The sequence below is a fragment of the Staphylococcus sp. AntiMn-1 genome (assembly GCF_001663395.1).
Taxonomy (GTDB): Bacteria; Bacillota; Bacilli; order Staphylococcales; family Staphylococcaceae; genus Staphylococcus; species Staphylococcus equorum.
On the sequence record NZ_CP012968.1, the window covers coordinates 1,092,192 to 1,118,048 of the forward strand.

General features: G+C 32.9%; 24 protein-coding genes, 2 pseudogenes and 1 riboswitch. Of the genes and pseudogenes, 3 read left to right on the forward strand and 23 right to left on the reverse strand.

The annotated features are described in order from the left end of the window. Positions 1-14: 14 nt before the first annotated feature. The 5 genes and pseudogenes from AOB58_RS05330 to AOB58_RS05350 all read right to left on the reverse strand — a co-directional run bounded on the left by AOB58_RS05330 (position 15) and on the right by AOB58_RS05350 (position 3,477). Entirely contained in the window at positions 15-161 is a 147-nt protein-coding gene (locus AOB58_RS05330) for a teichoic acid D-Ala incorporation-associated protein DltX (RefSeq protein WP_002508161.1), read from the reverse strand. 290 nt (positions 162-451) lie between these two features. Then, a pseudogene (locus AOB58_RS05335) lies at positions 452-862 on the reverse strand (transposase); the annotation flags it as partial. A 427-nt stretch (positions 863-1,289) separates the two neighbouring features. Continuing rightward, positions 1,290-2,249, reverse strand: coding sequence for a 2-hydroxyacid dehydrogenase (locus AOB58_RS05340; RefSeq protein ID WP_021339842.1), 960 nt, complete (start codon positions 2,247-2,249; stop codon positions 1,290-1,292). 10 nt (positions 2,250-2,259) lie between these two features. Next, a complete protein-coding gene (locus AOB58_RS05345; protein WP_002508163.1) occupies positions 2,260-3,039 on the reverse strand; it encodes a TIGR01457 family HAD-type hydrolase in 780 nt (259 codons plus the stop codon). A 6-nt stretch (positions 3,040-3,045) separates the two neighbouring features. Further along, positions 3,046-3,477 (reverse strand): DUF86 domain-containing protein, encoded by a 432-nt coding sequence (locus tag AOB58_RS05350; RefSeq protein WP_002512214.1) that lies wholly within the window; start codon positions 3,475-3,477, stop codon positions 3,046-3,048. Between the two features lie 148 nt (positions 3,478-3,625). Between AOB58_RS05350 and AOB58_RS05355 the strand changes: the two genes are divergently transcribed. Then, on the forward strand, positions 3,626-3,892 hold the full coding sequence (locus AOB58_RS05355; RefSeq protein WP_002508165.1) for a DUF3055 domain-containing protein: 267 nt from the start codon (positions 3,626-3,628) through the stop codon (positions 3,890-3,892). A gap of 225 nt (positions 3,893-4,117) precedes the next feature. Here the strand turns inward: AOB58_RS05355 and AOB58_RS05360 are convergent, their stop codons facing one another. From AOB58_RS05360 to sufC, 12 genes and pseudogenes are all read right to left on the reverse strand, one after another. Further along, positions 4,118-4,501, reverse strand: a complete 384-nt coding sequence (locus AOB58_RS05360; RefSeq protein WP_002508166.1) for a YutD family protein — start codon at positions 4,499-4,501, stop codon at positions 4,118-4,120. A 166-nt stretch (positions 4,502-4,667) separates the two neighbouring features. After that, a complete protein-coding gene (lipA, locus tag AOB58_RS05365) occupies positions 4,668-5,597 on the reverse strand; it encodes a lipoyl synthase (RefSeq protein ID WP_002508167.1) in 930 nt (309 codons plus the stop codon). Between the two features lie 81 nt (positions 5,598-5,678). After that, a complete protein-coding gene (locus AOB58_RS05370) occupies positions 5,679-6,998 on the reverse strand; it encodes a bifunctional metallophosphatase/5'-nucleotidase (protein WP_064783060.1) in 1,320 nt (439 codons plus the stop codon). A 22-nt stretch (positions 6,999-7,020) separates the two neighbouring features. Then, on the reverse strand, positions 7,021-7,845 hold the full coding sequence (locus tag AOB58_RS05375) for a sulfite exporter TauE/SafE family protein (protein WP_021339845.1): 825 nt from the start codon (positions 7,843-7,845) through the stop codon (positions 7,021-7,023). Positions 7,846-7,855: 10 nt separating this feature from the next. Beyond that, a pseudogene (locus AOB58_RS05380) lies at positions 7,856-8,703 on the reverse strand (DUF72 domain-containing protein). Positions 8,704-8,917: 214 nt separating this feature from the next. Next, the gene (locus tag AOB58_RS05385) at positions 8,918-9,985 is read right to left on the reverse strand and encodes an NAD(P)H-dependent flavin oxidoreductase (RefSeq protein ID WP_021339847.1); all 1,068 of its coding nucleotides are present in this window, start codon (positions 9,983-9,985) and stop codon (positions 8,918-8,920) included. A gap of 66 nt (positions 9,986-10,051) precedes the next feature. After that, entirely contained in the window at positions 10,052-11,071 is a 1,020-nt protein-coding gene (locus AOB58_RS05390) for a hemolysin family protein (RefSeq protein WP_002508172.1), read from the reverse strand. A 1,185-nt stretch (positions 11,072-12,256) separates the two neighbouring features. Then, complete coding sequence (gene sufB / locus AOB58_RS05395; RefSeq protein WP_021339848.1) at positions 12,257-13,654, reverse strand: Fe-S cluster assembly protein SufB; 1,398 nt, start codon at positions 13,652-13,654, stop codon at positions 12,257-12,259. Positions 13,655-13,831: 177 nt separating this feature from the next. After that, positions 13,832-14,281: a Fe-S cluster assembly sulfur transfer protein SufU gene (gene sufU, locus AOB58_RS05400; protein WP_021339849.1), complete on the reverse strand. Its 450-nt coding sequence runs from the start codon at positions 14,279-14,281 to the stop codon at positions 13,832-13,834. Next, positions 14,271-15,509 (reverse strand): cysteine desulfurase, encoded by a 1,239-nt coding sequence (locus AOB58_RS05405; protein ID WP_031266114.1) that lies wholly within the window; start codon positions 15,507-15,509, stop codon positions 14,271-14,273. Before AOB58_RS05405 ends, sufU begins: the two co-directional genes overlap by 11 nt. A 157-nt stretch (positions 15,510-15,666) precedes the next feature. Next, entirely contained in the window at positions 15,667-16,974 is a 1,308-nt protein-coding gene (gene sufD / locus AOB58_RS05410) for a Fe-S cluster assembly protein SufD (RefSeq protein WP_021339851.1), read from the reverse strand. Between the two features lie 105 nt (positions 16,975-17,079). Then, on the reverse strand, positions 17,080-17,838 hold the full coding sequence (gene sufC, locus AOB58_RS05415; RefSeq protein ID WP_002512209.1) for a Fe-S cluster assembly ATPase SufC: 759 nt from the start codon (positions 17,836-17,838) through the stop codon (positions 17,080-17,082). A gap of 364 nt (positions 17,839-18,202) precedes the next feature. Between sufC and AOB58_RS05420 the strand changes: the two genes are divergently transcribed. Continuing rightward, positions 18,203-19,048, forward strand: a complete 846-nt coding sequence (locus AOB58_RS05420) for a polyprenyl-phosphate transporter PopT (RefSeq protein ID WP_021339852.1) — start codon at positions 18,203-18,205, stop codon at positions 19,046-19,048. A gap of 206 nt (positions 19,049-19,254) precedes the next feature. Continuing rightward, on the forward strand, positions 19,255-20,283 hold the full coding sequence (locus tag AOB58_RS05425; RefSeq protein ID WP_064783061.1) for a hemolysin family protein: 1,029 nt from the start codon (positions 19,255-19,257) through the stop codon (positions 20,281-20,283). Positions 20,284-21,648: 1,365 nt separating this feature from the next. On the opposite strand, the gene AOB58_RS05435 is transcribed toward AOB58_RS05425, so the two are convergent. From AOB58_RS05435 to gcvH, 6 genes are all read right to left on the reverse strand, one after another. Beyond that, positions 21,649-22,464 carry a MetQ/NlpA family ABC transporter substrate-binding protein gene (locus AOB58_RS05435; protein WP_064783062.1) on the reverse strand — a complete coding sequence of 272 codons (816 nt, stop codon included), beginning with the start codon at positions 22,462-22,464 and terminating at the stop codon, positions 21,649-21,651. Positions 22,465-22,487: 23 nt separating this feature from the next. After that, positions 22,488-23,183: a methionine ABC transporter permease gene (locus AOB58_RS05440; RefSeq protein ID WP_002508186.1), complete on the reverse strand. Its 696-nt coding sequence runs from the start codon at positions 23,181-23,183 to the stop codon at positions 22,488-22,490. Then, positions 23,176-24,201 carry a methionine ABC transporter ATP-binding protein gene (locus AOB58_RS05445; RefSeq protein ID WP_021339856.1) on the reverse strand — a complete coding sequence of 342 codons (1,026 nt, stop codon included), beginning with the start codon at positions 24,199-24,201 and terminating at the stop codon, positions 23,176-23,178. Before AOB58_RS05445 ends, AOB58_RS05440 begins: the two co-directional genes overlap by 8 nt. Before the next feature lie 85 nt (positions 24,202-24,286). Further along, a riboswitch (SAM riboswitch) is annotated at positions 24,287-24,394 on the reverse strand. A gap of 55 nt (positions 24,395-24,449) precedes the next feature. Continuing rightward, on the reverse strand, positions 24,450-24,749 hold the full coding sequence (locus AOB58_RS05450) for a thioredoxin family protein (protein ID WP_021339857.1): 300 nt from the start codon (positions 24,747-24,749) through the stop codon (positions 24,450-24,452). Continuing rightward, positions 24,746-25,138, reverse strand: coding sequence for a toprim domain-containing protein (locus tag AOB58_RS05455; protein ID WP_002508189.1), 393 nt, complete (start codon positions 25,136-25,138; stop codon positions 24,746-24,748). The genes AOB58_RS05450 and AOB58_RS05455 overlap by 4 nt, the downstream gene beginning before the upstream one ends. A gap of 305 nt (positions 25,139-25,443) precedes the next feature. Next, positions 25,444-25,824: a glycine cleavage system protein GcvH gene (gene gcvH, locus AOB58_RS05460; RefSeq protein ID WP_002508190.1), complete on the reverse strand. Its 381-nt coding sequence runs from the start codon at positions 25,822-25,824 to the stop codon at positions 25,444-25,446. Positions 25,825-25,857: the final 33 nt, after the last annotated feature.

Genomic DNA, 25,857 nt, shown 5'->3' on the forward strand with positions numbered 1-25,857 from the left:
GCTTCTCTCCTCTATTAAAATTCATTATAAATAAAGTTATTATGAGTATCGCCGGTACCATATATGAGATACAGCGCTATAAAAATAGCAAAATAAAGCAGCGTTATGAGCCAAGGTTTTAACTTATTAAATAATGAATCTTGTTCTATTTTTTTACTCATTGGTCACCTCTTCTTTTCATTTCAGACTAAACTATAATTAAATTATGTAATAAATAAAATTTTATTAATTAAAGCAATTTACATTGCGTTAACATTTTACTAATATATTATACATTTTTTACGACAGATTGACAATTGAATAAACAAATTTATATATAACAAAAGTGTTATATTGAATAACGCATAAAAAAAGAGTGGGATTACTTTTTTAAAAATATTAATATAACAAAGTGAGTTTCATGAAAAGTTGTGCACAAAAAAACTGCTAATAAAGTCAAAGACTTTATTAGCAGAAATATAGACTCATTATCAATGAGTTTTTGTTCTATAAGTTGGGTTCTAAAGTTAACAAATAGGGACTTTAATAATTTATCCATGATTGGATGTACTCTAAAACGATTGACTGTTCTATATGATGGTTTTTGATTTTGAGATAACCACATCATACGAACACTATCTGAAAGTGCAGCTTCAATTCTTCGTCCAGAAAATATTGATTGTGTATAAGCATAAAGAATTATTTTTAAAATCATTTTAGGGTGATAAGAGGATGCGCCATTTAAGTGATTGAATTCGTAGAATTCTGTTTCTGGAATTGTTTTAATAATTTGATTAACTGCATGTGCGATATCATTGTTAGGGATCAAAGTTTCAGTTTCCATTGGTAGTGTTAGCTGAGTCATATTGTAATTTTTATACATAAGACACTTCGTTTTAAAGTTATGTTAGAGTAACTTTATTATACGAAAATGGCTTATTTTTTTGTGTAAATTTATATAATTGTACCGATTTTGTAAAGTGCTGACGCCGAGGCGAATAGTATGAGTCTGTAAAACAAATAATATCTCAACTCTATTGCTATATTGGCAGTAGATGACTGAAGTGAAAACGCGCATAATATTAAGCTTGTTTCACTTCTAGTCATCTTTGCCGTGGTGGGACGACGAAATCTTATTAGAAAAATTAGATTTCTGTCCCACTCCCATACCCCAGACAAGTATGCACTTTCAAAATCGGAATATTTTAACATAGAAAAGCAGCAATCCATTAGAAACTAATAAATTGCTGCTTTTAATTTGAGAATGGGATATTTATGTCCCATTCTCTCTGAGAAGGTGTAATTTAATTTTATGAAATCGGTGTTTTAGCCTGTTTATGACTTAACACTAAGCGTATATTATCTACACAAAGTTGAATCATGCGATTTCTCGTTACTACAGATGCACTACCAATATGTGGTAAAATGACTGCATTTTTCATTGATAACAATGGATGTGTCATATCAATCGGTTCTTGACGTAAGACATCCAAACCACATGCACCAATTTCTCCATCTTGTAAAGCATTAACAAGTGCTTGCTCATCAACAACTGCACCTCGGCCGATGTTAATGAATATCGCATCATTTTTCATCTTTTTGAATGCAGCAGTATCAAATTTATTTCTTGTATCTTCAGTAAGTGGCGCTGTACAAATAATAAAATCACTATGCTCAAGCATTGTATCAAAAGGCACGTATAAAGCGCCTAATGCTTCTTCAGCATCTTTATGTCTTGACCTATTGTGATACATGATATTTGCATTGAATCCTTTCAAGCGTCTCGCAAAGGCTTTTCCAATATCTCCCATGCCGTAGATGCCTACCTTAGCATTATATAAATCTTTACCTGCCAACAGATATGGCCCCCAACTTTGCCATTCCCCTCTTTGTACGTATTGTTCCGCTTCAACAATGCGCCTTGCCACGGTCAGCATCAAAGTGAAACCTAGCTCTGCTGTTGTCTCAGTTAACACGCCAGGCGTATTCGTAACAACAATCCCTTTACTTTGTACAAGTTGGACATCTATATTATCGAAACCAACTGCCATATTTGCGATTACTTTCAAATGAGGTGCTGCTTCTATAACTTCTTCGTCAATTTTTTCACTTAAAGTTATAAGACAGGCAGTTGCATCATTTAAAGATGCCAAAAATTTATCTCTTGGCATTGGCGTATAAGATTCATTCCAAACTTCTACATCTGCAAGTGTTTCTAATTGTTCTATAAATGACTTAGGTATTTTTCTACTAACGACTATTTTATTCATACAATCACCCCTACATTTTGAGTTCTTTGATCACTTCATTCAAATCTTTAAACGTATAAGTCGGAGGTATTTCTTTGAGTACGATTTGTTCCTTAGTTGTGACACCTGTTTGTACATGTATCGTATCAATGTCCACATTAATTCCTGAAAGAATATCCGTATCATATAAATCTCCAACCATAGCTACTTCTGAACGCTCTAAATCTAAAATTTCCAATGCTTTTTTCATAATAATAGGTTCAGGTTTACCGATAAATGTCGGTTGAATACCTGTAGATACTGTTACAACACTCGTAATAGCACCGTTACCTGGTAAGAAGCCTCGTTCTTTAGGTATCGACACATCTTGATTTGTTGATATAAATTTCGCACCATTACGTACGCCTAATGTTGCAGTAGTCAATTTTTCATATGTAACTGCTTCATCTAATCCAATTACTACGTAATCCACAAACTCATCGTCTTTCAATATTAATCCGTGACTTGTTAGTGCTTTTTCAAGGCCGCTACCACCTAACATATAAACAGTAGCACCTGGAGATTCTTCTGAAATGTATTCAGCAGTTGCAAGTGCGGAAGTAACTACTTCGTCTGCCTTTGCATCTACACCCATTGTATGTAATTTTGAAGCTACTTCTTCTGGTTCTTTCGTAGAATTGTTCGTTACGTATAAATGTGGAATTTGTTGTTGGTTTAGATATTCTATAAATTGCGTTGCACCATCAATAGTTTCATTACCTTTATACATCGTGCCATCTAAATCAATAAGATAAGCTTTGTAATTTTTCATTAATATTTACTCTCCTTTTTTACCAAAAGCTGTAACTGGCACATCTTCACTTTTTAGAAAACGTATGACTTCTTCAATAAATTGTTGATAATAAGGCACCGTCTCATCAAAAAGTGGTATAAGACTAGCCGTATCAAGCTCATCATAATAGTGGACGAATTGTTTTCTTACATCGACCGTTTTGTTAATGTGAACTTGTGTATCTTTAGAAATCACTTTTTCTAATTCTAAAATATCGATAACATCTTTATAGTTACCTGGATCTCTTAATATAAAGCCATCAATAACCATATTTCCGATATCTACAGCTGACTCTATAAACATTTGTGCAATACGTTCGAACGCATAGTGATTATCTTTACTTTGAGGATAATCTGTAATTAATTGTTGTAAATAATTTAACTTTGTATTCAATTTTTCTTTATTAACAAAATACATCATCGTCACCCCTATCATTCTAATCATACCATACCTTTGCAGTCGAATTCATTTATCGTTATACTGTGAATTAAGACTTTTTAATCATGAAAATAGAATCAACTACTGTATTATATTATAAGTCACACACTAAGAGGAGTGTTATAAAATGATTGATATGTATCTATATGACGACGACGAATCAGCTCAAGTCCAATTTGTCGGATTTGTAGGTGAACATAGTCGTTACGATTTGATGTTAGTCCAAACCAATCGCCATTTTGGTAAAACTATCGTATTAAATATGCAAACAAATAAATTTGGGATTATCGGCACAGATGATTTGGAAGAAGAAGGTTACATTTCATATATACTTGGTGTTAATGAAGATGAAGGAAATGAAATCACCGAATATTTAAATGAAGTCATTCAATAGCTATTAACTATTAGAAAGCTTCATTAATTTTATATCACATTTGCATATGAGACTCCTAGGAAACAACGCGTGTCACATACTACAGGAACAATACATATGCCTATGCCTACATAATCAAAATCGTAATATTTAAATATAGCAAAAGAACTCATCCACAAATTTTAATGGATGAGTTCTTTTTAAAACGAGAGCTTTATGTTCTGTTCCCTTTTTATTAATCAACATTTATTTTTCTGTATCTTGAATACTCGGCTTAATCTTTACATCTTGTAATTTATTTTCTTCAAAATCATGATCAACCTCTTCAGTTTCATCTACATATGCTTTAAGTTCTTGTTCTGGAATACGTCTCAAGATAAAATATGGACAACCAAAATTACAATATTCTAATAAATAATCTTGTATTGTCGAAAAACGTTTGCTCAACTCTGCCTTTTTGTTTTTATCAGTATAAAAACCTTTTAATCTTAATTGTTCGTAACCAAAGTCACCTACAACGTAATCATACTTATCTAATATGTCAGAATAACGATTTGCGAAGGTTTCCTCGTCAAAACATTCTCTATACTCTTCTATGATTTCAAAGTAGTGTTCATTCACTTTTATCATTTCATTCACCTAATCTAAGTATACTATCCATGCATTCAATGAACGTCCAACTGCTTTAGTCAGGCTGGTGCTATGCATATATACTTTATATTTCTAATAAAGACTTAGCCCATAAAGTGAAGCTAAATTAAGCACACTTAACAAATGAACTAAGTCTTATTTACTATTAAATCTTTGTATCAGTACCCAATTTTTCTTCACCAATACGATGTTTTTCTTTGGCAGCTGCATTCACTTGTTCATCTGCATGATATGAGCTTCTTACAAGCGGACCAGCTTGGCAATGTTTGAAACCTTTATCCATCGCAATTTTTCTTAATTTACCAAATTCCAATGGTGTATAGTATTTTTCAACTTTTAAGTGTTTACGTGAAGGTTGCAAATATTGACCTATTGTTAAGATATCAACATCATTTGCTCGTAAGTCATCCATTGTTTCATAGATTTCTTCATGTGTTTCACCTAAACCTACCATTAAACTTGATTTAGTTGGAATATCGGGTTGTAACTCTTTAGAGCGTCTTAAGAACTCTAACGTACGATCATACGTTGCTCTTGCACGAACTGTCGGCGTTAATCGGCGGACTGTCTCGATATTGTGGTTTAAAATATCTGGTTTTGAAGCCATTAATGTTTCTAACGCTTCAAAATCTCCACCCATATCTGATGGCAATATTTCTATTGAAGTAAACGGATTACGTTCACGCACTTTACGTACCGTCTCAGCATAAACATTTGAACCAGCGTCTCTTAAATCATCGCGTGCTACTGCTGTTATAACAACATGTTTTAAGTTCATTAATTCAACAGATTCAGCCACACGTTCTGGCTCATCTAAATCTAACTCGTTAGGTAATCCTGTCTTAACTGCACAGAAACGACAAGCACGTGTACATACTGCACCTAAAATCATAAATGTAGCAGTACGGCGTTCTCCCCAACATTCATGTATATTGGGACACTTTGCTTCTTCACAAACTGTATTCAAATTCTTTTCGCGCATCATTTTCTTCAGACCAGTGTAGTTCTCATTAGTGTTCAGCTTTATTTTCAGCCAATCTGGTTTACGTAAAATTTCTTCATTTTTAGTAGCCATATCCGCACAATCCTCCTGAGTTTGAAATCTGTAATCATTATAACGAAATTTTCAATAAATTAAAACGTATATTGTTAATTTTTAAAATTCTAGTAATTTTTCCTTGAAAATATCTCTTAAGAACTCAGGCATTAAGTAATCTATAGCCTCATCTTTTAACATTGGGAAATAACGACCGAATGTGTACATATCAACTGTCCCTAAAATGTAAGTCGCTTCATCATCAATTTCTTCGCCGTTAATAAAGTAACGTGATTCAGATTCTATAAAACCTAAATTATATAATATATATCCACCAAATATATTACCTCTAAAGCCTAAACCTTGTGCATGCTCATGAATATATTCTTGTTTCTGGCTTTTTATTATAACGTTTTTCAATTCTTGTCCACTTAATTTAATCCTTACTGCATTAATTGGGTGAGGTAGCATCTGATGAATATCATATTCAGTAACTTGATCTGCAATGACACCTTTAACGATTAATCCAGCATTGATAATCGTACAGTCAGCATTCGTAAATTCAAATATACTTTCAGCAAGCATATGCGCCGTTTGCGTAATAACATCTGTTCTACGTGGCAGCTCGATTTGTCGATCGACAATAGGTTCACTTAAAAGTGCCTTACCTTCAGCTTCAAAATCTGTTTCAACTTCAGGCAAAGTTTCAACTGGATATATCGTAGCTTCTTTTCTAACAACTTGTTTGTTTTCAATTTCAAGGGTAACTTCACCTAAAAAATTGCCATATTTACCTGCTGCTGCCATTAATACACCGTTATTCATTTCACCATTTTCAAAATAATGATGAGTATGACTACCTAAAATAAGGTCAATTTCAGGAATTTCTTGGCATAACTTTTCATCGAAGAAAACACCGACATGACTCATAATAATTAATAAATCATACTCCCCTTCGTTAGCACTAATTTCATCTTTTATTGCTTCTAAAGGATTCGTTACTACCCAATCAAGTGCTCTATAAAAAGGCGTAAATGGTGCAGTAGCTGCAATAAATAAAATGCATACACCATCTATAACTTTAATTAAAGATGTTGATATATGATTTGGTAATTGTCCTTGTTCATCAAAAACATTGGCACATGTCACTTCGAAGTTCGCATCATCATAAAGTGTATTTAAAGCTTCATGTGAAATTGTCATACCTTCATTATTTCCTATCGTGGCAATATCACACTGTGCTTTATTTAACAGTTCAACATTTTTTGTGCCCATCGTTGCCTCAGTAACTGGCGCAGATAAGTCAACATGGTCGCCAATATCTAAATAGAGTGAGGGATGATCTAGTTTCGGTCTATCTTCGGCTAAATATTTTGAAATTCGTGCATATTCATGTAAATGACTATGTATATCATTTGTATGATAAATCGTTAGTTTCATCTATAATTTCCCTCCTCTTACTTTATAGGAATGATTTTATTATTAAATATATACCCATAATTAACATAAATGTACGTAATAAAAAGACTACTGTATCTGATTTTATGGATTGATTCACTTTCACGCCTAGTTTAGCACCAAAATAACTCGCAATAACTAGGACGATAGCATATGACCACGCGACATGCCCTTGTACAATGTGTCCTGCTGAACTCATTATACTTGTGAAAAATATCATCATCATACTTGTACCAACTGCCACATGAGGCGGGAACCTAAATACAATAAGCATTAATGGTGTCATTAATGCACCGCCACCAATGCCGAATAATCCAGTTAAAGTACCAATAAATAGTGTCGCAATAAATGCTACTAGCGGCGGTACACTATAATGATATTTCTTACCAGTACCATCGACATAACTACGCTCATATTTGGGTTTATCAAATATTTTAAATGGTTTAATCTTATTTCTTATAATAAGTAAGATGGATACAATGATTAAGAATATACCAAAATATAAATTAAAGGATTCTAACGTTAAATAGCGACTTAGTAACGCTCCAATTAAAGAACCAGGCAATAAGCCAAATAAAAATATTGATCCGTTTTTCACATCTACTTGCTTTGTTTTTAAATAACCTAAAGTTGAAGTTAAACCCGTCACTATTAAAATAACGGAAGATGTTCCTATAGCGATTTGAGGCGTAATACCTTCTAACAGGTTATTCTCTACCCCAAGATATATCAAAGTAGGCACGATAATGATACCGCCACCGATACCCACAATAGAGCCTAAAATTGCTGATAACCCTCCAATTAAAATCAATAATATAATTGTTAACATGTAATCTCTCCTAGAATAATTTTAATTGTTGCGGTGCTAACCCTTGATAATCAATGCCTAATATTTTTTGGTAAGTTTTTGCATTTTGAGCAGCATGGCCACCAGAATTATTATTAAAAACAACGTAAATGTTTTTAGCTTTGTGTTCTAATACTTTCACTTTACTTACTAAATCTTTTAATTCTTGTTCATTATAATCGTATAAATACCTTACATCTCTCCATGCTTCATCCGTCATATCTTTTTAGTCCAGCCGTGAACATTTCTCCCATGATACCTAACAAATGCAGTTTCATGCGTAATGCGATTAACTAACGGAATCGAACCTTGACCTGCTTGTGGTTCATCACATACGGAATGTATTATTTGTTGCTGCGTTAAAAACGCTAATGTTTCTTCTTTATAAGCATCATTAAACCATGATCGATTACGAAATTCTACACACATAGGAAATGCTTTTAATTGCTCACGAATATAGCGTATATATGTAATATTCTGAACTGTACAATCAAACCATGGTGGAAATTGTACTAATACCATAGCCAGTTTATTTTCGTCTTTTAATGGCTCTAGCATCGCTTTAAATTGATCAAATAGGATTTGCCTAGTTTCTGCATAATCATGATAATCAGCATGCAAAGTTAATGCTTGATGTATCTTTACGACAAATTCAAAGCGTTTAGGTGTTTCTCTTATCCATTTTCTTATATTTCTTTCAGGTTGAATTGCATAATAAGTAGCATCTAATTCTACTATCGGGAAATGACTTGCATATGTCACTAGTTTATCTGCTTTTCGTTGCAAGTCTTCGTATAATGAAACATGATCGCCCCAACCCGTTAATCCAATATTTATCATAGTATCACCAATGTAATGATACCATATATGTTTTATTGGATTCACTTGATTAAATTTAATTTACTATAACTTTAAAAAACAAGAGATTTCTATAATATACAGAGTACACTTAGCCTAATTTACTCATCTCTATATTATAGAAAAACGATTGCTCATAATATAAGGATACGAGCAATCGTTTAGCGTAAGACATCTATGTTATTGATATAACAATTTAACTATTCAATAGTGCTTTTGATTCATTAATTATACGTTGAATTAACAACGTAGCGGACACATTTTGAGCAAGACGTGGACTTTGACCGCTCCATAAATGTGTCCACTGTGCATCCCCTTTTTGAGCTGCTTCTTTACGAATCGCACTCGTTAACTGGTTTTGAATTGGATAGTCCGGTATGTCATCGTTATATTCATCCATTTTATGGATAAAATCATTGTCAATACCGCGAGCGGGCTTTCCAGTAAATACATTAGTGATTACAGTATCTGTTTCTTTACTTTGCTGTATCATATTTTTATATAGTAATGATGCACCACTTTCTTCAGTAGTTAAAAATGCAGTTCCCATTTGAATTGCTTCTGCACCTAAAACGATACTTGCCACTAGTCCACGACCGTCCATAATACCGCCAGACGCAATAATTGGTATATCAATTGCATCAGCAATTTGAGGGACGAGTGACATTGTTCCAATTAATGGCGTCTGGTTACTTCCAGTAACAGTAAATGAACCTCTATGACCGCCTGCTTCACTACCTTGTGCAATAATAGCATCTACCCCTGCACTTTCATTAGCGATTGCTTCATCTACAGAGGTTGCGGTACCCACAATGGTTATATCTCTTTCTTTTAATTTTGCAATGGTTATTTGATCAGGAATACCGAAAGTAAAAGTAACCACCGGTACGCCCTTTTCAATAACAACATCAATTGCATGATTAAATTGATGTGTTTCATCCATATTCAATACTGGCTCTTCAATGTTAAACGCACGCCGATATGGTTTTAGCCAAGCATTCATATGTTCTACTTTATCTGGAATATATAATTTCTGACTAGGTACAAACAAATTAACGGCATAAGGTAAATCAGTCAGTTGTTGTACATAGGTAATTTCTTTTTCAAGTCGCTCAGGTGTGAAATAACCTGCACCGATACTTCCCAATCCTCCACTATTACTCACAGTTGCTACTAATTCAGGCGTTGTGTTACCTGCCATGCCTGCTTGCACAATCGGAAATCTAATACCTAAAACCTCAGTAATTCTTGATGATAATTTCATATAGCACACCCCTTTTTCAACACTTATATTTAACTACAAAATGAGTATAAAAGTGTTATTAAAACGTTATTTCTTGTTGTATGCTTTCATTTGTTCTTCGATTTTTTCATTTTCTTCTTCATCCATTTCATCTTCTATCTCCATACCTAACATCTCTTCAATTAGATCTTCATAAGATACAATACCTTCTGTACCGCCGTATTCGTCTAATACAATCGCCAAATGTTTACGTGATACAGTCATTTTTCTTAGCACCCACTCAGCCTTATTATGCTCATTTACAAATAAAGCTTCAGAAGTATATTGTGTCATATTGTTATCGGTCTCACGACTCCAAGCTAATAAATATTTTGAATGGAAAACACCAATAACATTATCTATATCTTCATCATACACTGGATAGCGGGTATAGGGATTTGAAACAACTGTATCATATGCCTCTTTGTAAGACACATCTGATGAAAACGCTGTAACATTTATTCTAGGTGTCGTATCAATATCTTTAATTTTTAATTTTTCAAAATCCATAACCCCTTGTATACGGTTGCGTTCCATTTCATTAAATGCACCTTCACTACCTGCAATCGAAACCATCTGTCTGATTTCCTCTTTTGAAAATCGTTGCTGGTCTTCATTGCCTTTAGAAAGAAACTTATTTATCGCATCAGTCATACTATTTAAGATTAACGTTATTGGTTTAAATATAATAATAAAGAATGAAATCGGTGTATAAACTAAACGTGAAATTCTATCAGGGTATGTAGCAGCAATCGATTTGGGAATGACTTCAGATATTACAATAATCGTTACTGTTGTCACAGCTGTTGCAATACTAACACTAATTCCTAAATCAACAGCTAAAATTGTTATTAATGTAGGTAAAACAATATTTGCTATATTATTACCAATAAGAATAGTGGTAATAAATTCACTTGGTTTAACTAATAATTGCGATAATTTTTTAGACTTTTTATCGCCTTTTTGAGCTTGTGTTTGCATCTTCATCCTATTGGCTGCCGTCAATGCGGTTTCACTGCCTGAAAAGAAAGATGAAGCAAACAAAAGTATGATTATAGCTATAATCATATATGCATTACTCCTTTAGTATAATTTATAATAAAAAAATTTATAAGTTATAATTTGATTCCCTTCTTTCAAAACTTATAAACATTACAAAAGGATTAGGATTTTGAATCATCTAATTGTGATGAATTAACTAAATTAAATTTTAAATAAGTTAATTAGTAAATATCATCCTTTAGTACTATTTCCTATCATATATATATTATGAATTTTATAGCTATGCTAGAATTAAGATAAGCGTGACACTTAAGTACGCTAAATTCGGGAAACTCTTCACAAACTCACTTATATTAGTGAGTTTTTTAAGCTAACTTTACAAGGAATGTTTTATTTATGGGAAATTTAATGATGTATACGGCTTTTGCCTTTTTCTGTATATTATTCTTAATAATAATTTTCAGCCTCCTTTTTGATATTAGCAAACTAGGAAAATGGATTATTATTTGTACAGTAATGATACTGCTCTTATCAATTATCGTTTTGTACAGAACAGGTGCAGACCTGCGAAGAGAAAATATCAGTACGCTCCAATACGGTACTAGCTATACATAAACACAAGTGCCCAACCAATTCATATGGCTGGGCACTTGTTTTCTTATCCTTCTTGAAATTCGTCAAACCCTCACCCTATTAATGGTGAAAAGTTTGAAATATACCTTTGCTTTCTTCTATTTTCAAGAAAATATGTCACAAATAGTATGATTGGTGTATACCAATGCTATAAACTTCCCTTGTATTTTGAAATTATGATAGCGCATAAAGTTGTTTCTTTACTAAAAGGGGTGTTTTTTATTAAGTATTATATGACTTTAGTTTCTGCTTTCGCTACATTAGTCGCCTATCTCATACCAATATTATCTTTTAACAAAGTATTTAATGGTAACTTATATTTTTATAGTGGATTTTTTATAATCATAATATTAATTATGATTAATATTATTTCAGCTATCAATGGTGACCGCATCGTAAATAGCTTACTGTGTTTATTAACACTGGTAGCACTACTTATTTTTACTTTTCCAATATGGAAGGTTTTAATTTTTTAAAATTATGCATAAATACTAAAGTTATGTATAAAAAAGCACGAGATGATACGCAAACTTCGATAACATTTAAAGAATAAATGATATTGAATTCGTATCTCTCGTGCTTTTATTTTGTAAGAAATTGTTGAATCAGCAGCTAAGACTAGCCAATTGATCCTTCCATTTCGAATTTGATTAAACGGTTCATTTCAACAGCGTATTCCATTGGAAGTTCTTTTGTAAATGGTTCAATGAAGCCCATTACAATCATTTCAGTCGCTTCTTCTTCTGAAATACCACGGCTCATTAAATAGAATAATTGTTCTTCTGAAACTTTAGATACTTTTGCTTCGTGTTCTAACGAAATATTGTCATTAAATACTTCATTATATGGAATAGTATCTGAAGTAGACTCGTTATCTAAAATTAAAGTATCACATTCGATGTTTGAACGTGCGCCTTTTGCTTTACGACCAAAGTGCACGATACCACGATAAACAACTTTACCGCCATCTTTAGAAATAGATTTAGAAACAATTGTAGAAGATGTGTTTGGCGCTTTGTGAATCATTTTAGCCCCAGCATCTTGTACTTGTCCTTTACCAGCAAATGCGATAGATAACGTACTGCCTTTAGCTCCCTCGCCTAAAAGTACACAGTTTGGATATTTCATAGTTAACTTAGAACCTAAGTTACCATCAACCCATTCCATATTACCATTCTCGTATACTAAAGTACGTTTTGTAACTAAGTTATATACGTTGTTCGCCCAGTTTTGAATCGTTGTATAACGTACATGCGCGTCTTTGTGTACAATGATTTCAACAACAGCTGAGTGTAACGAGCTTGTTGAGTAAACTGGTGCTGTACAACCTTCTACATAGTTTACAGATGCGCCTTCATCAGCAATGATTAAAGTACGCTCAAATTGACCCATGTTTTCAGAATTAATACGGAAATAAGCTTGTAAAGGTGTATCTAATTTAACGTTTTTCGGAACGTAAATAAATGATCCACCTGACCACACAGCTGAGTTTAACGCTGAGAATTTATTATCTGCAGCAGGTACAACTGTTGAGAAATACTGTCTGAATAAATCTTCGTTTTCTCTTAAAGCGCTGTCTGTATCTTTAAAGATGATACCTTGGTCTTCAAGTTCTTTCTCCATGTTGTGATAAACAACTTCTGATTCATATTGTGCTGAAACACCAGCAAGATATTTTTGCTCAGCTTCAGGAATACCTAATTTATCAAACGTACGTTTAATTTCTTCAGGCACTTCATCCCATGAGCGTTCAGTATTTTCTGATGGTTTAACATAATAAGTGATATCATCAAAGTTTAATTCTGATAAATCTCCACCCCATTGAGGCATAGGCATTTTGTAGAATTGTTTTAATGATTTTAATCTATAATTAAGCATCCATTCAGGTTCACTTTTCATATTCGAAATTTCGCGGACAATATTTTCTGTCAAACCGCGTTCTGATCTAAAAATGGAAACATCTTCGTCGTGGAAACCATATTGATAATTCCCAACATCAGGTGCTTTTTTAGCCATTTAAATCACTCCTTTTATATATTAAAAACGACTTACGTGCAAGTTCATTTATTGTATTATTCTCTTTTAACTGTCTGCTATAAGAATAATGATTTCATTTATATACGTTCATGAAATTTCATGTTGTTCCTACTAGTTTGAATGGGATTTTACACAATGTCAATGGTTCGACTCGAATTAGTCTCCTGCATTGCCTTCCTTTTCAACTGTACCCTTTTCTAAGGCTTTCCAAGCTAACGTGGCACATTTAATTCTTGCAGGAAATTGTGAAACACCTTGCAGTGCTTCGATATCTCCCATGTCTTCACTGATTTCATAATCTTCGCCAAGCATCATTTTTGAGAATTCTTGACTCATTTTCATGGCATCAGCTAACGAATTGCCTTTAACCGCTTCGGTCATCATTGAGGCGCTAGACATTGAAATTGAACAGCCTTCTCCATCAAATTTCGCATCTTTGATAAAACCATCTTCTATATCAAACGTAAGATGAATACGATCCCCACACGTTGGATTGTTCATGTCTACTGTCATAGATCCATTATCTAAAGTACCTTTGTTTCTAGGGCTTTTATAATGATCCATAATCACTGAACGATACAACTGATTTAAATTATTAAAATTCATATGAGAAAAACTCCTTCGTTTGTTTCAAGGATTCAACTAATTGGTCAATATCTTCTTTCGTGTTATAAATGTAAAAACTTGCACGGGCTGTAGAAGATTGTTTTAACCATTTCATTAGTGGTTGAGCACAGTGGTGCCCTGCGCGAACAGCTACACCTTCAGTATCAACCGCAGTTGCAACATCATGCGCATGAACATCAGTCATATTGAAAGTAATGATACCAGCACGACGATCTTTTGCTGGACCATATATCTCGATACCTTCTATCTCTGACATTTTGTCATAAGCATACTGTGTTAACGTTGCTTCATGTTGATGAATTGCTTCGAACCCTAAATTTTGTAAATATTTTATAGCCTCTGCAAAGCCAATCGCTTGTGCAATCAGTGGCGTACCTGCTTCGAATTTTGTTGGCAAATCTGCCCATGAAGCTTCATATTTATCAACAAAATCTATCATATCTCCACCAAATTCAACCGGTTCCATGTTATTTAACAATGTGCGTTTACCATATAAAACACCTATACCCGTTGGACCAAGCATTTTATGACCACTAAAACTATAAAAGTCAGCATCTAAGTCTTGCATATCTATATCCATATGAGGGGCAGCTTGTGCACCATCCACACTGATAATTGCACCATGATCATGCGCTATTTCGGCAATAGCTTTGATATCGTTTATAGTGCCCAATACATTGGAAACGTGCGCTATAGCAACTATTTTTGTTTTTTCATTAATAGTTGCTTTAACATCCTCAATCGCTAATTCTCCATCTTCTGTCAATGGAATAAATTTCAATTCTGCCTTTTTACGCTTCGCTAGTTGTTGCCAAGGAACGATATTAGCATGATGTTCCATTTCAGTAACAACGATTTCATCACCTTCATTAACATTTGCATCGCCATAGCTATGTGCAACAATATTAATTGATGCTGTAGTACCACGTGTGAAGATAATTTCTTCAAAGTATTTCGCATTTATAAAACGTCTTACCGTTTCACGTGCATTTTCATAACCATCTGTTGCTAATGAACCAAGTGTGTGAACACCACGATGCACATTAGAGTTATATCGTTTGTAGTAATCATCAATCGCATCAATCACTTGAGTAGGCGTTTGACTTGTTGCTGTAGAATCTAGATAAGCTAGTCTATTACCATGTACTTGCTGCTTAAGAATTGGAAAATCTTTTACAATTTCACTAACATTTAATGATTCGGTCAAATTATCCACAGACCTTTCTTAATTAAAAATCTATAATCAGACCTTAGTAAAGTTAGGAAGGCTACTTTTAATTCAAATTTAAAAAGTACTTAACAAAAATTATTCGCATCCCTAACAATTGAATTACTACTGTCTTTAACGTAATTAATATCGTTAATTATTTATTAATTTTAAGTTCAATTACTTCACGTAATTTGCGTTTTACATCTTCAATCGGTAATTCACGTACAACTGGATCTAAGAAGCCGTGAATAACTAAACGTTCAGCTTCTCGACGTGAAATACCACGACTCATTAGATAATAAAGTTGTTCTGGGTCTACACGACCTACTGATGCTGCATGTCCTGCTTCTACGTCATCTTCGTCTATTAACAGAATAGGATTCGCATCCCCACGTGCCTTTTCAGAAAGCATGAGTACACGTGATTCTTGTTGCGCGTTTGATTTAGCGCCACCATGTTTAATGTAGCCAATACCATTAAATATTGTTGAAGCACTTTCTAACATAACGCCGTGTTTTAAAATATATCCGTTTGTTTCTTTACCGTATTGTACGATTTTAGACGTTAAATTGATTTTTTGACTACCCGTACCAATAACAACAGATTTTAATTCACTTTCTGAACGATCACCAATTAAATTAGTAGTATTATCAATTATTTGGCTACCTTCATTCATTAGTCCTAATGCCCAGTTAATTGTTGCGTCTGCTTCTGTCATACCGCGACGAATAATGTGACCTGTAAAGCCTTTGTCTAAATAATCTACTGAACCATAAGTGATTTTCGAATTTGCAGCAGCACTTACTTCTGAAACGATGTTAAGTTGGTTACCTTCACCACTTGCATTTGACAAATAGTTTTCAACATACGTTACTTCTGCACTTTCTTCAGTAGCAATAATAACGTGATTATAGAAACTTGCATTAGCATCGTCATGTAAAACAACGTATTGAATTGGATGTTCAACCACTACGTTTTTAGGTACATATACAAACATACCACCATTAACAAGCGCTGTGTGTAATGCTGTTAATCTATGTTCATCAACAGTTACTGTGTCATTCATAAAATATTTTTTTACTAAATCAGGATGATTCTTCAACGCATCTGATAATCCTTCAATGATTACGCCATCGTTTTTTGCAGAATCAGAAACCTTTGTATAAGCAAGTGTATTATTATGTTGTATTACTAAGTTCTCTGTGTTTTCTACATCAATAATTTCTTTTACTTCTGCAGGTAGATTTTCAATTGATTCATAAACATTACCTACTGTTTCATGTTGTTTAAATGAATCGAAATCCCATTTGTTAATTTTTGTTTTATCTGGTTTTGGCATTTCTAAAGTTTCAGTTAATTTCAACGCTTCTCTACGTAATTCAGTTAACCAAGAAGGTTCATTATGGGCTTGTGAATATTCAACAAGTTGAGCTTCAGAAATGTTCAAAGTTTCAGTCGTCATACTATTTTTTCCTCCCATTTGATGATTGTATGATTTAATTCATTGGTATAAATCAAAACCTTAAATCTTCATCTAAATTAATGTTTTCATATGATTTGAGACTTATTATTGAGCGTTGAACTCTTCTTTAACCCATTCATAGCCTTCTTCTTCTAAACGTTTTGCTAATTCAGGTCCGCCTGAAGTAACCACTTTGCCCGCATACATAACATGTACATGGTCTGGAGTAATGTAGTTTAATAGACGTTGATAGTGAGTGATAATTAATGCACCGAATTCTTCGCCACGCATTAAGTTGATACCTTTAGATACTACTTTTAGAGCATCGATATCTAAACCAGAGTCAATTTCATCTAAAATTGCGAATTTTGGTTCTAACATCATTAATTGAAGAATTTCATTACGTTTTTTCTCGCCGCCAGAGAATCCTTCGTTTAAATAACGTTGCGCCATATCTTGATCGATATCTAAACGATCCATTTCTTTATCTAATTTTTTGATAAATTGCATCAAGTTAATTTCATTACCTTCTCCACGTTTAACATTAATTGCTGAACGTAGAAAATCTGCAGTTGTAACACCAGTGATTTCTGACGGATATTGCATAGCTAAGAAAAGTCCAGCTTTTGCACGTTCGTCAACTTCAAGTTCTAATATGTTAACACCGTCTAATAAAACTTCACCTTTCGTTACTTCGTAGTTAGGGTGTCCCATGATTGCTGATGATAATGTTGATTTACCAGTACCATTTGGTCCCATTACAACGTGTATTTCGTCTGTGTTAATTGTTAAGTTAACACCCTTAAGAATTTCTTTATCTTCAATAGACACATGTAGGTCTTTAATTTCTAATGTTGATGGCATACATATTCCCTCCGTATTATATGATATGTTTTTCTTATCTAGTTTATAATAATTTTAATCTACAGTCAAAAGACTGAGCCTTTCTTACATCTTCTAATTATAACGTAGTTATATTCGAATATAAACCTTTTCAGGAGCTAAATTAAAATCGTTATTAAAACACAATCATTTTCGATAGGGATTCTTTAATTTTTGTAACTGATAATAATATCATCTTTGTTCTCAATACCTATATTCTTTTAAATTAGAGTCTCAGTTCATTTATATGTGATAAACAATAATCTTTTCTATTTTGCTTTTAATATTATCATGCTTACTTTTATGCTATTATCATTTATATATTTTTAATCAAAAGGAGACTGTCATGTCAAAAATAAAATGGTCAAATATTTGGAAAGGATTTGCTATGGGAACAACTGATTTAGTTCCGGGAGTGAGTGGAGGTACAATCGCACTCTTACTCGGTATTTATGATGAATTCATTCGTTCTGTTAGTGGTCTTTTTTCAAAACGTTTTTGGGAAAGTTTAAAATTTTTAATACCAATCGGATTAGGAATGGTAATTGCTATTGGGTTATTAAGTAAAGTTATTAATTACTTACTTAATGAACACACAGTACCCACGATGTTCTTTTTTGTTGGGTTAATCGCAGGAATCGTTCCATATTTATTAAAAACTTCTCGATTTAAACAAACATTTAATGTTAAACATTACTCTCTTGTAGCATTGGGTATCATTATAATTGTTGTTATTACTTTATTAAATAACGGCGACAAGCATGCAGGTGAAACACTAGAAATTTCAACTGGTCTTTTCATAAAATATTTTATTGCTGGTGCGTGTGCTTCTAGTGCTATGTTACTTCCAGGTATATCAGGATCATTTATGTTATTAGTGTTTGGAGTATACGGTACAGTAATGTATGCTCTCTCAGAATTTATTTCGCTAAACTTTAATGCCATTCCTGTATTGATTTCTGTTGGTTTAGGCGTTATTGCCGGTTTCTTATTTGCTAGTAAAATCATTCAACATTTATTGACTTACCATACTTACTTAACCTATGCATTAATTATTGGTTTTGTAGTAGGTTCGCTTTACGCAGTATTTCCTGGCCTCCCGGATTCTATTTTAATATGGATAATTTCAATCATAACGATAATTTGTGGCTTTATTATTAGTTATAAATTAGGAAGCACTACAAAAGATTAAAATCAATATATGTTTGAAACGCCGTCGATATTGCTCGATGGCGTTTTTAAATACACTTTCTCAAAGTTTTCGATGACACAAAACACAAATTCAATTTTTTAAACTCTGTAAATCTTGATAGTGGATAACTACACTCATTTTTTATATAATGAACTTTCAATCATTTTTAGATTGAATCAGAAAATATTGGAGGAATTAATTAATATTTGGGAACCCTTATTAGTTTAATCACGTTTATCATTTTATTAATACTTACTGCATTCTTTGTCGCTTCAGAGTTCGCAATAGTCAAAGTTCGAACATCAAGAATCCACTCGCTTGCAACAGGTAATAACAAAAATGCACTTTCAGCACAAAAGGTAGTAACACACTTAGATGAATACCTAGCCGCCTGTCAATTAGGTATTACAATTACCGCTTTAGGCATCGGTATGGTCGGCGAATCGACTTTCGAGTTTATGTTACACCCGCTTTTCAGTAGTTTAGGCTTGTCAGATTCGATGATACATGTCTTCACATTAATTAGCGCTTTCGTAATTGCAACCTATTTACACGTTGTAGTCGGCGAAATGGCTCCTAAGACAGTTGCGATACAAAAAGCCGAACAAATCACATTAATTATAGCTAAACCAATGATCATGTTTTACAAATTATTTTATCCATTTATATATATACTTAATGGTTCAGCGAGATTAATTTTGAAGATGTTTGGCATGCAACCTGCTAAAGAAAGTGAACTTTATCATTCCGAAGAAGAATTAAAATTATTGATTAAAGAAAGTCATGAAGGCGGAGAAATCTCTGAAAATGAATTAACACATATCAATCGTGCTTTTGCCTTTGATGAAATGACGATTAATGATGGTTATATTGCTCTCGACAAAGTTTCAATTATCGATATTAAAAATGATGTTGATGAAACAAAAGCTTATATAAATAATGCGAATTACACAAGATTCCCTGTATTTAGAGATAACCCAACTCAAATTGTTGGTTACTTACATGCTAAGGATTTTTTAAAAGATGATTTAACGACACTTGAAAATATTACAAACGATATTCTAAAAGTAAGTCTTAATACTAAATACCATCATGTATTAGAGCTGATGAAAACACATCAAATCCACATCGCACTTGTCGAAGATGAAAACCGTAATCCTATTGGTATAATTACCATGGAAAACATTTTAGAAAATATAGTTGGCGATATTAAAGATGAGCATGATTTAGTCTAAATATGTACTTTAATTAAAATAGTATTTCAACCGTAGACAAACCACCGACGAAGTTAAGCAACTTTGTTGGTGGTTTTTTGTAGTTCTTTAAGTACAATCTTATTATTTTATATGTCAGAAGCGTTTGGCTCAGACACGGTTACATATTTACGTATTGAAGTATTCTGCAAGCACTAAATTAGTCCCATTTGCTCATGCGTCTTGTAAGAATCCAGATAAATGCGCTAAAAAATAACCCGGAAGTATATGTCCCATCACTTTTAAATCATTTATGATATAAAAGCATCCCATAACTTCCGAGCTATTAAATAAAATATCAACAGCGAAAGTGATATTTTAGTGATTCTATATATAATCAATATATAAACCTTCCATTATTATAGAAAGCTTACCATTAATTTGTTAGTTCTCCCATTGAAAATTAAACTGATTTTTCTCAATCAATCTATTTCCATTCTCTTATTTTACTCACCTGAGACCACTATTTCAAATATAAGAGATAAGCGTGCATCACATGTTTCAATCATTTATTACAATTCACTTTATAAATGCTATACACAACTATATTTTACAGTTTTTTATTATTGCCTTATATTGTCCAAACGTCAAAAATACATACCCACGCATTTATATATTTTGATAATCTAATATATAATTTATGATATCCTTAAGCAAAAAGGAGATTTATTATGGGTTTACTAGCTGCTATTGTATTAGGGATTATTTTCATACCTATCTACGCTTATTTTTGGGCTTTTATATTTCGCTGGGAAAATAATAGAAGAGTTAAGCGGAACAACTTTACCCCCATGACTGATAAACAGTATTATTTACTTTTAATCGTACATGGAATATTTGCTACATTTTTAGTTATCTTTGCAATATACATAAGTTACTTTAAATGATATGTGGCTATTTCATAATAATAAAGCCCTCTACACTCATATTCTCAACTTTAATTTTTTATTATCGTATTAATTAAAAAACAAGAAAGAGTTAAAATGGAATGACAATTATTACCGAAATAGCAATTTTGTGTTAACGAATCACAATGGCAATCCTATACAACTTAGACGCTTTTACATATTTTTAAGAAAGACTGTTAAAGATGAAGAGATTATAAAAGAAGTATCTTCACAAATATTAAGTCGTAGCCATATCTTTAAAAAGTGTTATAGAACAAATGGATAAGGAAATGATGAACAACCTTGAATAAGTAAAACTTAGTTAACACGTCCAAATTTGGTCGTGTTTTTTATGCTTTATATTCGATAATTTTTACATACTGCCCTTTTTCAATTCTTACAACCATAAAAAAGAACCCTCAAACCGTTGCGGTTAAAGGATTCTTCATAAAATTTGATATTATTTTGCTGGTACGACCGCACCATCGTATTCTTTGTTGATATAGTCTTTAATTTCTTTAGACTGGAGTACATCAATTAGCGCTTTAATTTTCTCGTCATCTTTATGACCTTCTCTTACGCCAATTAAATTCGCATAAGGATTGTCTTTTGCTTTCTCTAGAACAATTGAATCATCTTTAGGGCTTAAATCTTGATCAATTGCAAAGTTTGAATTAATAATTACAGCATCAGCATCTTCGTTTTGATAAATTTTAGGTAGATACTCTGCAGATTGTTTATTATTAAATTTGATGTCTTTTTTATTTTCTACAATATCATCAAACGTAGCGTCTTCTGTTTTAACGCCATCTTTTAATTTAATAAGTCCTTCATCTACGAAGAATTTTAAGAAACGTCCTTCTTCAGCTGGATTATTCGAAACATATACTGTTGCGCCTTTTGGTAAATCTTTTAAACTTTTATATTTTTTAGAGTAAACTGCCATAGGCTCCAAGTGAATGTTTCCTGCTGATTCCACTTTATAGCCTTTGTCTTCCTTCTCTGTTTTTAAATATGGTGTATGTTGGAAGAAGTTCGCATCAAGTTCACCTTTATCTAATAATTTATTCGGTGTTGTATAATCATTAATCGTTTTGATTTTTAGCTTATAACCTTTATCTTCTAACAATGGTTCTGCTTTTTCTAATATTTCTGCGTGCGGTGCTGGCGAAGCTCCGACTGTAATTGTCTTATCTTTTTCATCTCCGCCACCGCCACATGCTGCTAATAAAAGTGCTAAAGCAACTACAGAAACTAAACTTAATATTTTTTTCATATAATAAAGTCCCCTTTTAAAATTTATCGTTTATCTATTTTATTTGTAGACCAGTCACCAATAAATTGAATGATAAATACAATAATCAGTATTAAAACTGTTGATACAAATATGACGTCATTTTGATTTCGTGTGAAGCCAGTTAAATACGCTAAGTTACCTAAACCACCTGCACCAATTACACCAGCAACCGCTGTTGATCCAACTAAAGCAATTGCAGTCACTGTAATACCGGATATTAAAGCTGGCATTGCTTCTGGTAAAAGGACTTTTTTCACTACTGTCCATGTATTTGCGCCCATTGACCAAGCCGCTTCGATTACGCCTTTGTCGATTTCTTTAAATGCGATCTCTACTAATCTTGCATAGAACGGTGCAGCACTAATAATCAATGCTGGTAAAGCTCCAGTTGGTCCACTAATTGTTCCTAATATTAAACTTGTGAATGGAATCAACAAGAGTATGAGAATAATGAAAGGTATCGCTCTGAATAAGTTTACGATAAATGAAACTACACTATAAAAGACTCTTGCCACTGGTGATTTACTTTTAGCTGATAAGAAGAGTAATACACCTAAAATCAGTCCTAAAACAAAAGCAAACGCTGTTGCTATTACAGTCATATAAATTGTTTCATATGTTGCTAACCAAACTTCGTCCCAACTAATATTTGGCATAGTAACCATCTCACGGAGTATGTCACCAAACGAATTACCCATGCTTTAACACCTCCACTGAAACGTGTTGCGCTTCTAAATCATTTTTGAACTTTTCGAATTTTTCTGAATTTACTGTTGGTAAATGCACTACTAAAAAGCCGATTGAACCGTCTTTCGTATGTTTAATATTAGCTTCCAATATATTTACATCAATATTATGCGTCTTAGTTATGTATGATACTAACGGCTCCGTAGTATTGCTTCCTGTAAAATTCAAGCGAACTACATAATCATTTTCATTTAATGTTATTAAATCTGTGATAGATTCATCAAAATCATCGTCTAAATCATCTTTCACAAAGCGTTTTGTTACTTCATGTTGTGGGTTTTCAAAGACAGTTGTAACCTTGCCTTGTTCAATTACACGGCCATTTTCCATAACAGCGACTTCATCACAGATACGTCGAATGACATGCATTTCGTGTGTAATGATTACGATTGTTAAATTTCGTTCTTCTTTAATCTTTAATAATAATTCTAGAATTTCATCTGTCGTTTGAGGATCTAAAGCACTTGTTGCTTCATCGCAAAGCAATACAGTAGGTTCATTAGCTAATGCACGCGCGATACCGACACGTTGCTTTTGACCGCCTGATAATTCCGATGGATATGCATTTTCTCTTCCTTTTAGTCCTACCAATTCCACTAGTTCTAAAGCACGTTGCTTCGCTTCACGGCGCGAAACACCAGCAATTTCTAGCGGAAATGTAATATTATTTAATACATTTCGTGACCACAGTAAATTAAAATGTTGAAAAATCATGCTCACTTTTTGACGTTTTTTTCTTAAATCTGATTTAGATAAATCACCAATCTTATCTCCATCAATAATTACGTCACCTGAAGTAGGTTGCTCGAGATTGTTCAAGAGTCTTACTAAAGTACTTTTCCCCGCTCCTGAAAAACCAACTACTCCAAAGATTGAGCCTGATTGAATGTTTAAATCAACATGATCTACAGCTAGTACGTCGTGTTTTTTTGTCTTGTACCTTTTGACTATTTGATTTAATTCAATCATCACACTTGCCTCCTTGTATTACACTATCAATTAAAAAATGCTTCCTCTATTATTCAGTGAAGAAAAGAGAAAGCATTAATCGCTTCTCTCATCTCCCAAAGTTAATCGTAACTTCATGTGAATTGGCACCATTTCTGATTCAGACGGTTGCCGGGCTTCAAAGGGCACATCCCTCCACCACTCTTGATAAGAGTATCATTTATTTAATTATTTTTAATCCTATCATCGCACTCATGTTTCGTCAATAACTATTTTAAATTTTCTAACAAATAAGGAACAGATTGAAATGCGTAAATTCTTTTCTGCTCTTTACCTTTAGACATCAACATGAGCACAGGTACAGATTGTATTTCTTGCGCTTGGCTAAAATCAGGATGAAAATTCAAATCTATTTTTGTAATTGGTAGTTTCAAAATTTCATTTGCTATATCTAACATGCGTTCTGAAACTTTACAAGTTCCACACGTTGGTGTATAACCAAATATTAAATATTTTTCTTTTTCTTCATGTTCGTGCACATCTGCACGGTGTTCACTTGTTACATTCATGTTAATAAACTTACCCTTTCAGCTATATAATCTAATTTTGCTTTAGCTACTTTTTCTGCGTCTTTTACAGAAAAACCATGTTTTCGCAGTACTTTGGATAAATATGGTTTAGGGCATCTAGCAACCTCACAATATTGTCTATCTATGCGTATATGTTTACTTTCACTGAGATATCGTTTGAACCATTTCCGTATCTTTTCACCTTCTTTATCTGAATCAACAAGAATATACACTTGTTTATCATATAAAGTTTCAACCATTTCATCGATTTTATCAATGCCCATAGTACCGTTTGTACATATGATATCAATTGGCTGATCAATAACTTGCTTTACCCGCTTCTTGTCTGACTTGCCTTCGACAATGATAACTTGGTTTAGTATCGTCATGACATCCACCCTCTAAATGTTGATAGTTGTTCAATCTACTTAGTTCTTCACAATACTTAGCGACTATAAACATAATTTACATATTCCTAATCTTATCTTATTATTGAAAATAATTTTTGTCATTTAAAGACATCTAATTAAATATTCATTATCTTATATAAGAACTGTTTTTTAGTACTATTAAGCTATGATTTACTATAGCTCACTTTATGCATCTTTTAACTTGACTAAAAACCACATAAAATAGATTATTCTCATTAAAAAAACCCCAAGATAATCTATATCATGGAGTTCATACTTTGTTTTTATTCACCAATCATTTCTGAGTATTGCTCAGCTGATAGTAATTCATCTAATTGACTTTCATCACTTAATTCAACTTTTACCATCCATGCTTTATCGTATGGTGATTCATTTACGAATTCTGGGCTGTCTTCTAATTCTTCGTTAGACTCGACAACTTTCCCAGTAACAGGTGCGTATAGTTCTGAAACTGTTTTTACTGATTCAACACTACCAAAAGTTTCACCTTCGTTAATCTCATCGTCGACTTCTGGTAATTCAACGAATACGATATCTCCTAATTCACCTTGAGCATATTCAGTTATACCAATTGTTACTGTATTTCCTTCAATTTTAACCCATTCATGTTCTTTAGAATATTTAAATTCACTCGGTACTGCCACAAGAATCCCCTCCTAAATGATTTTACATATTAA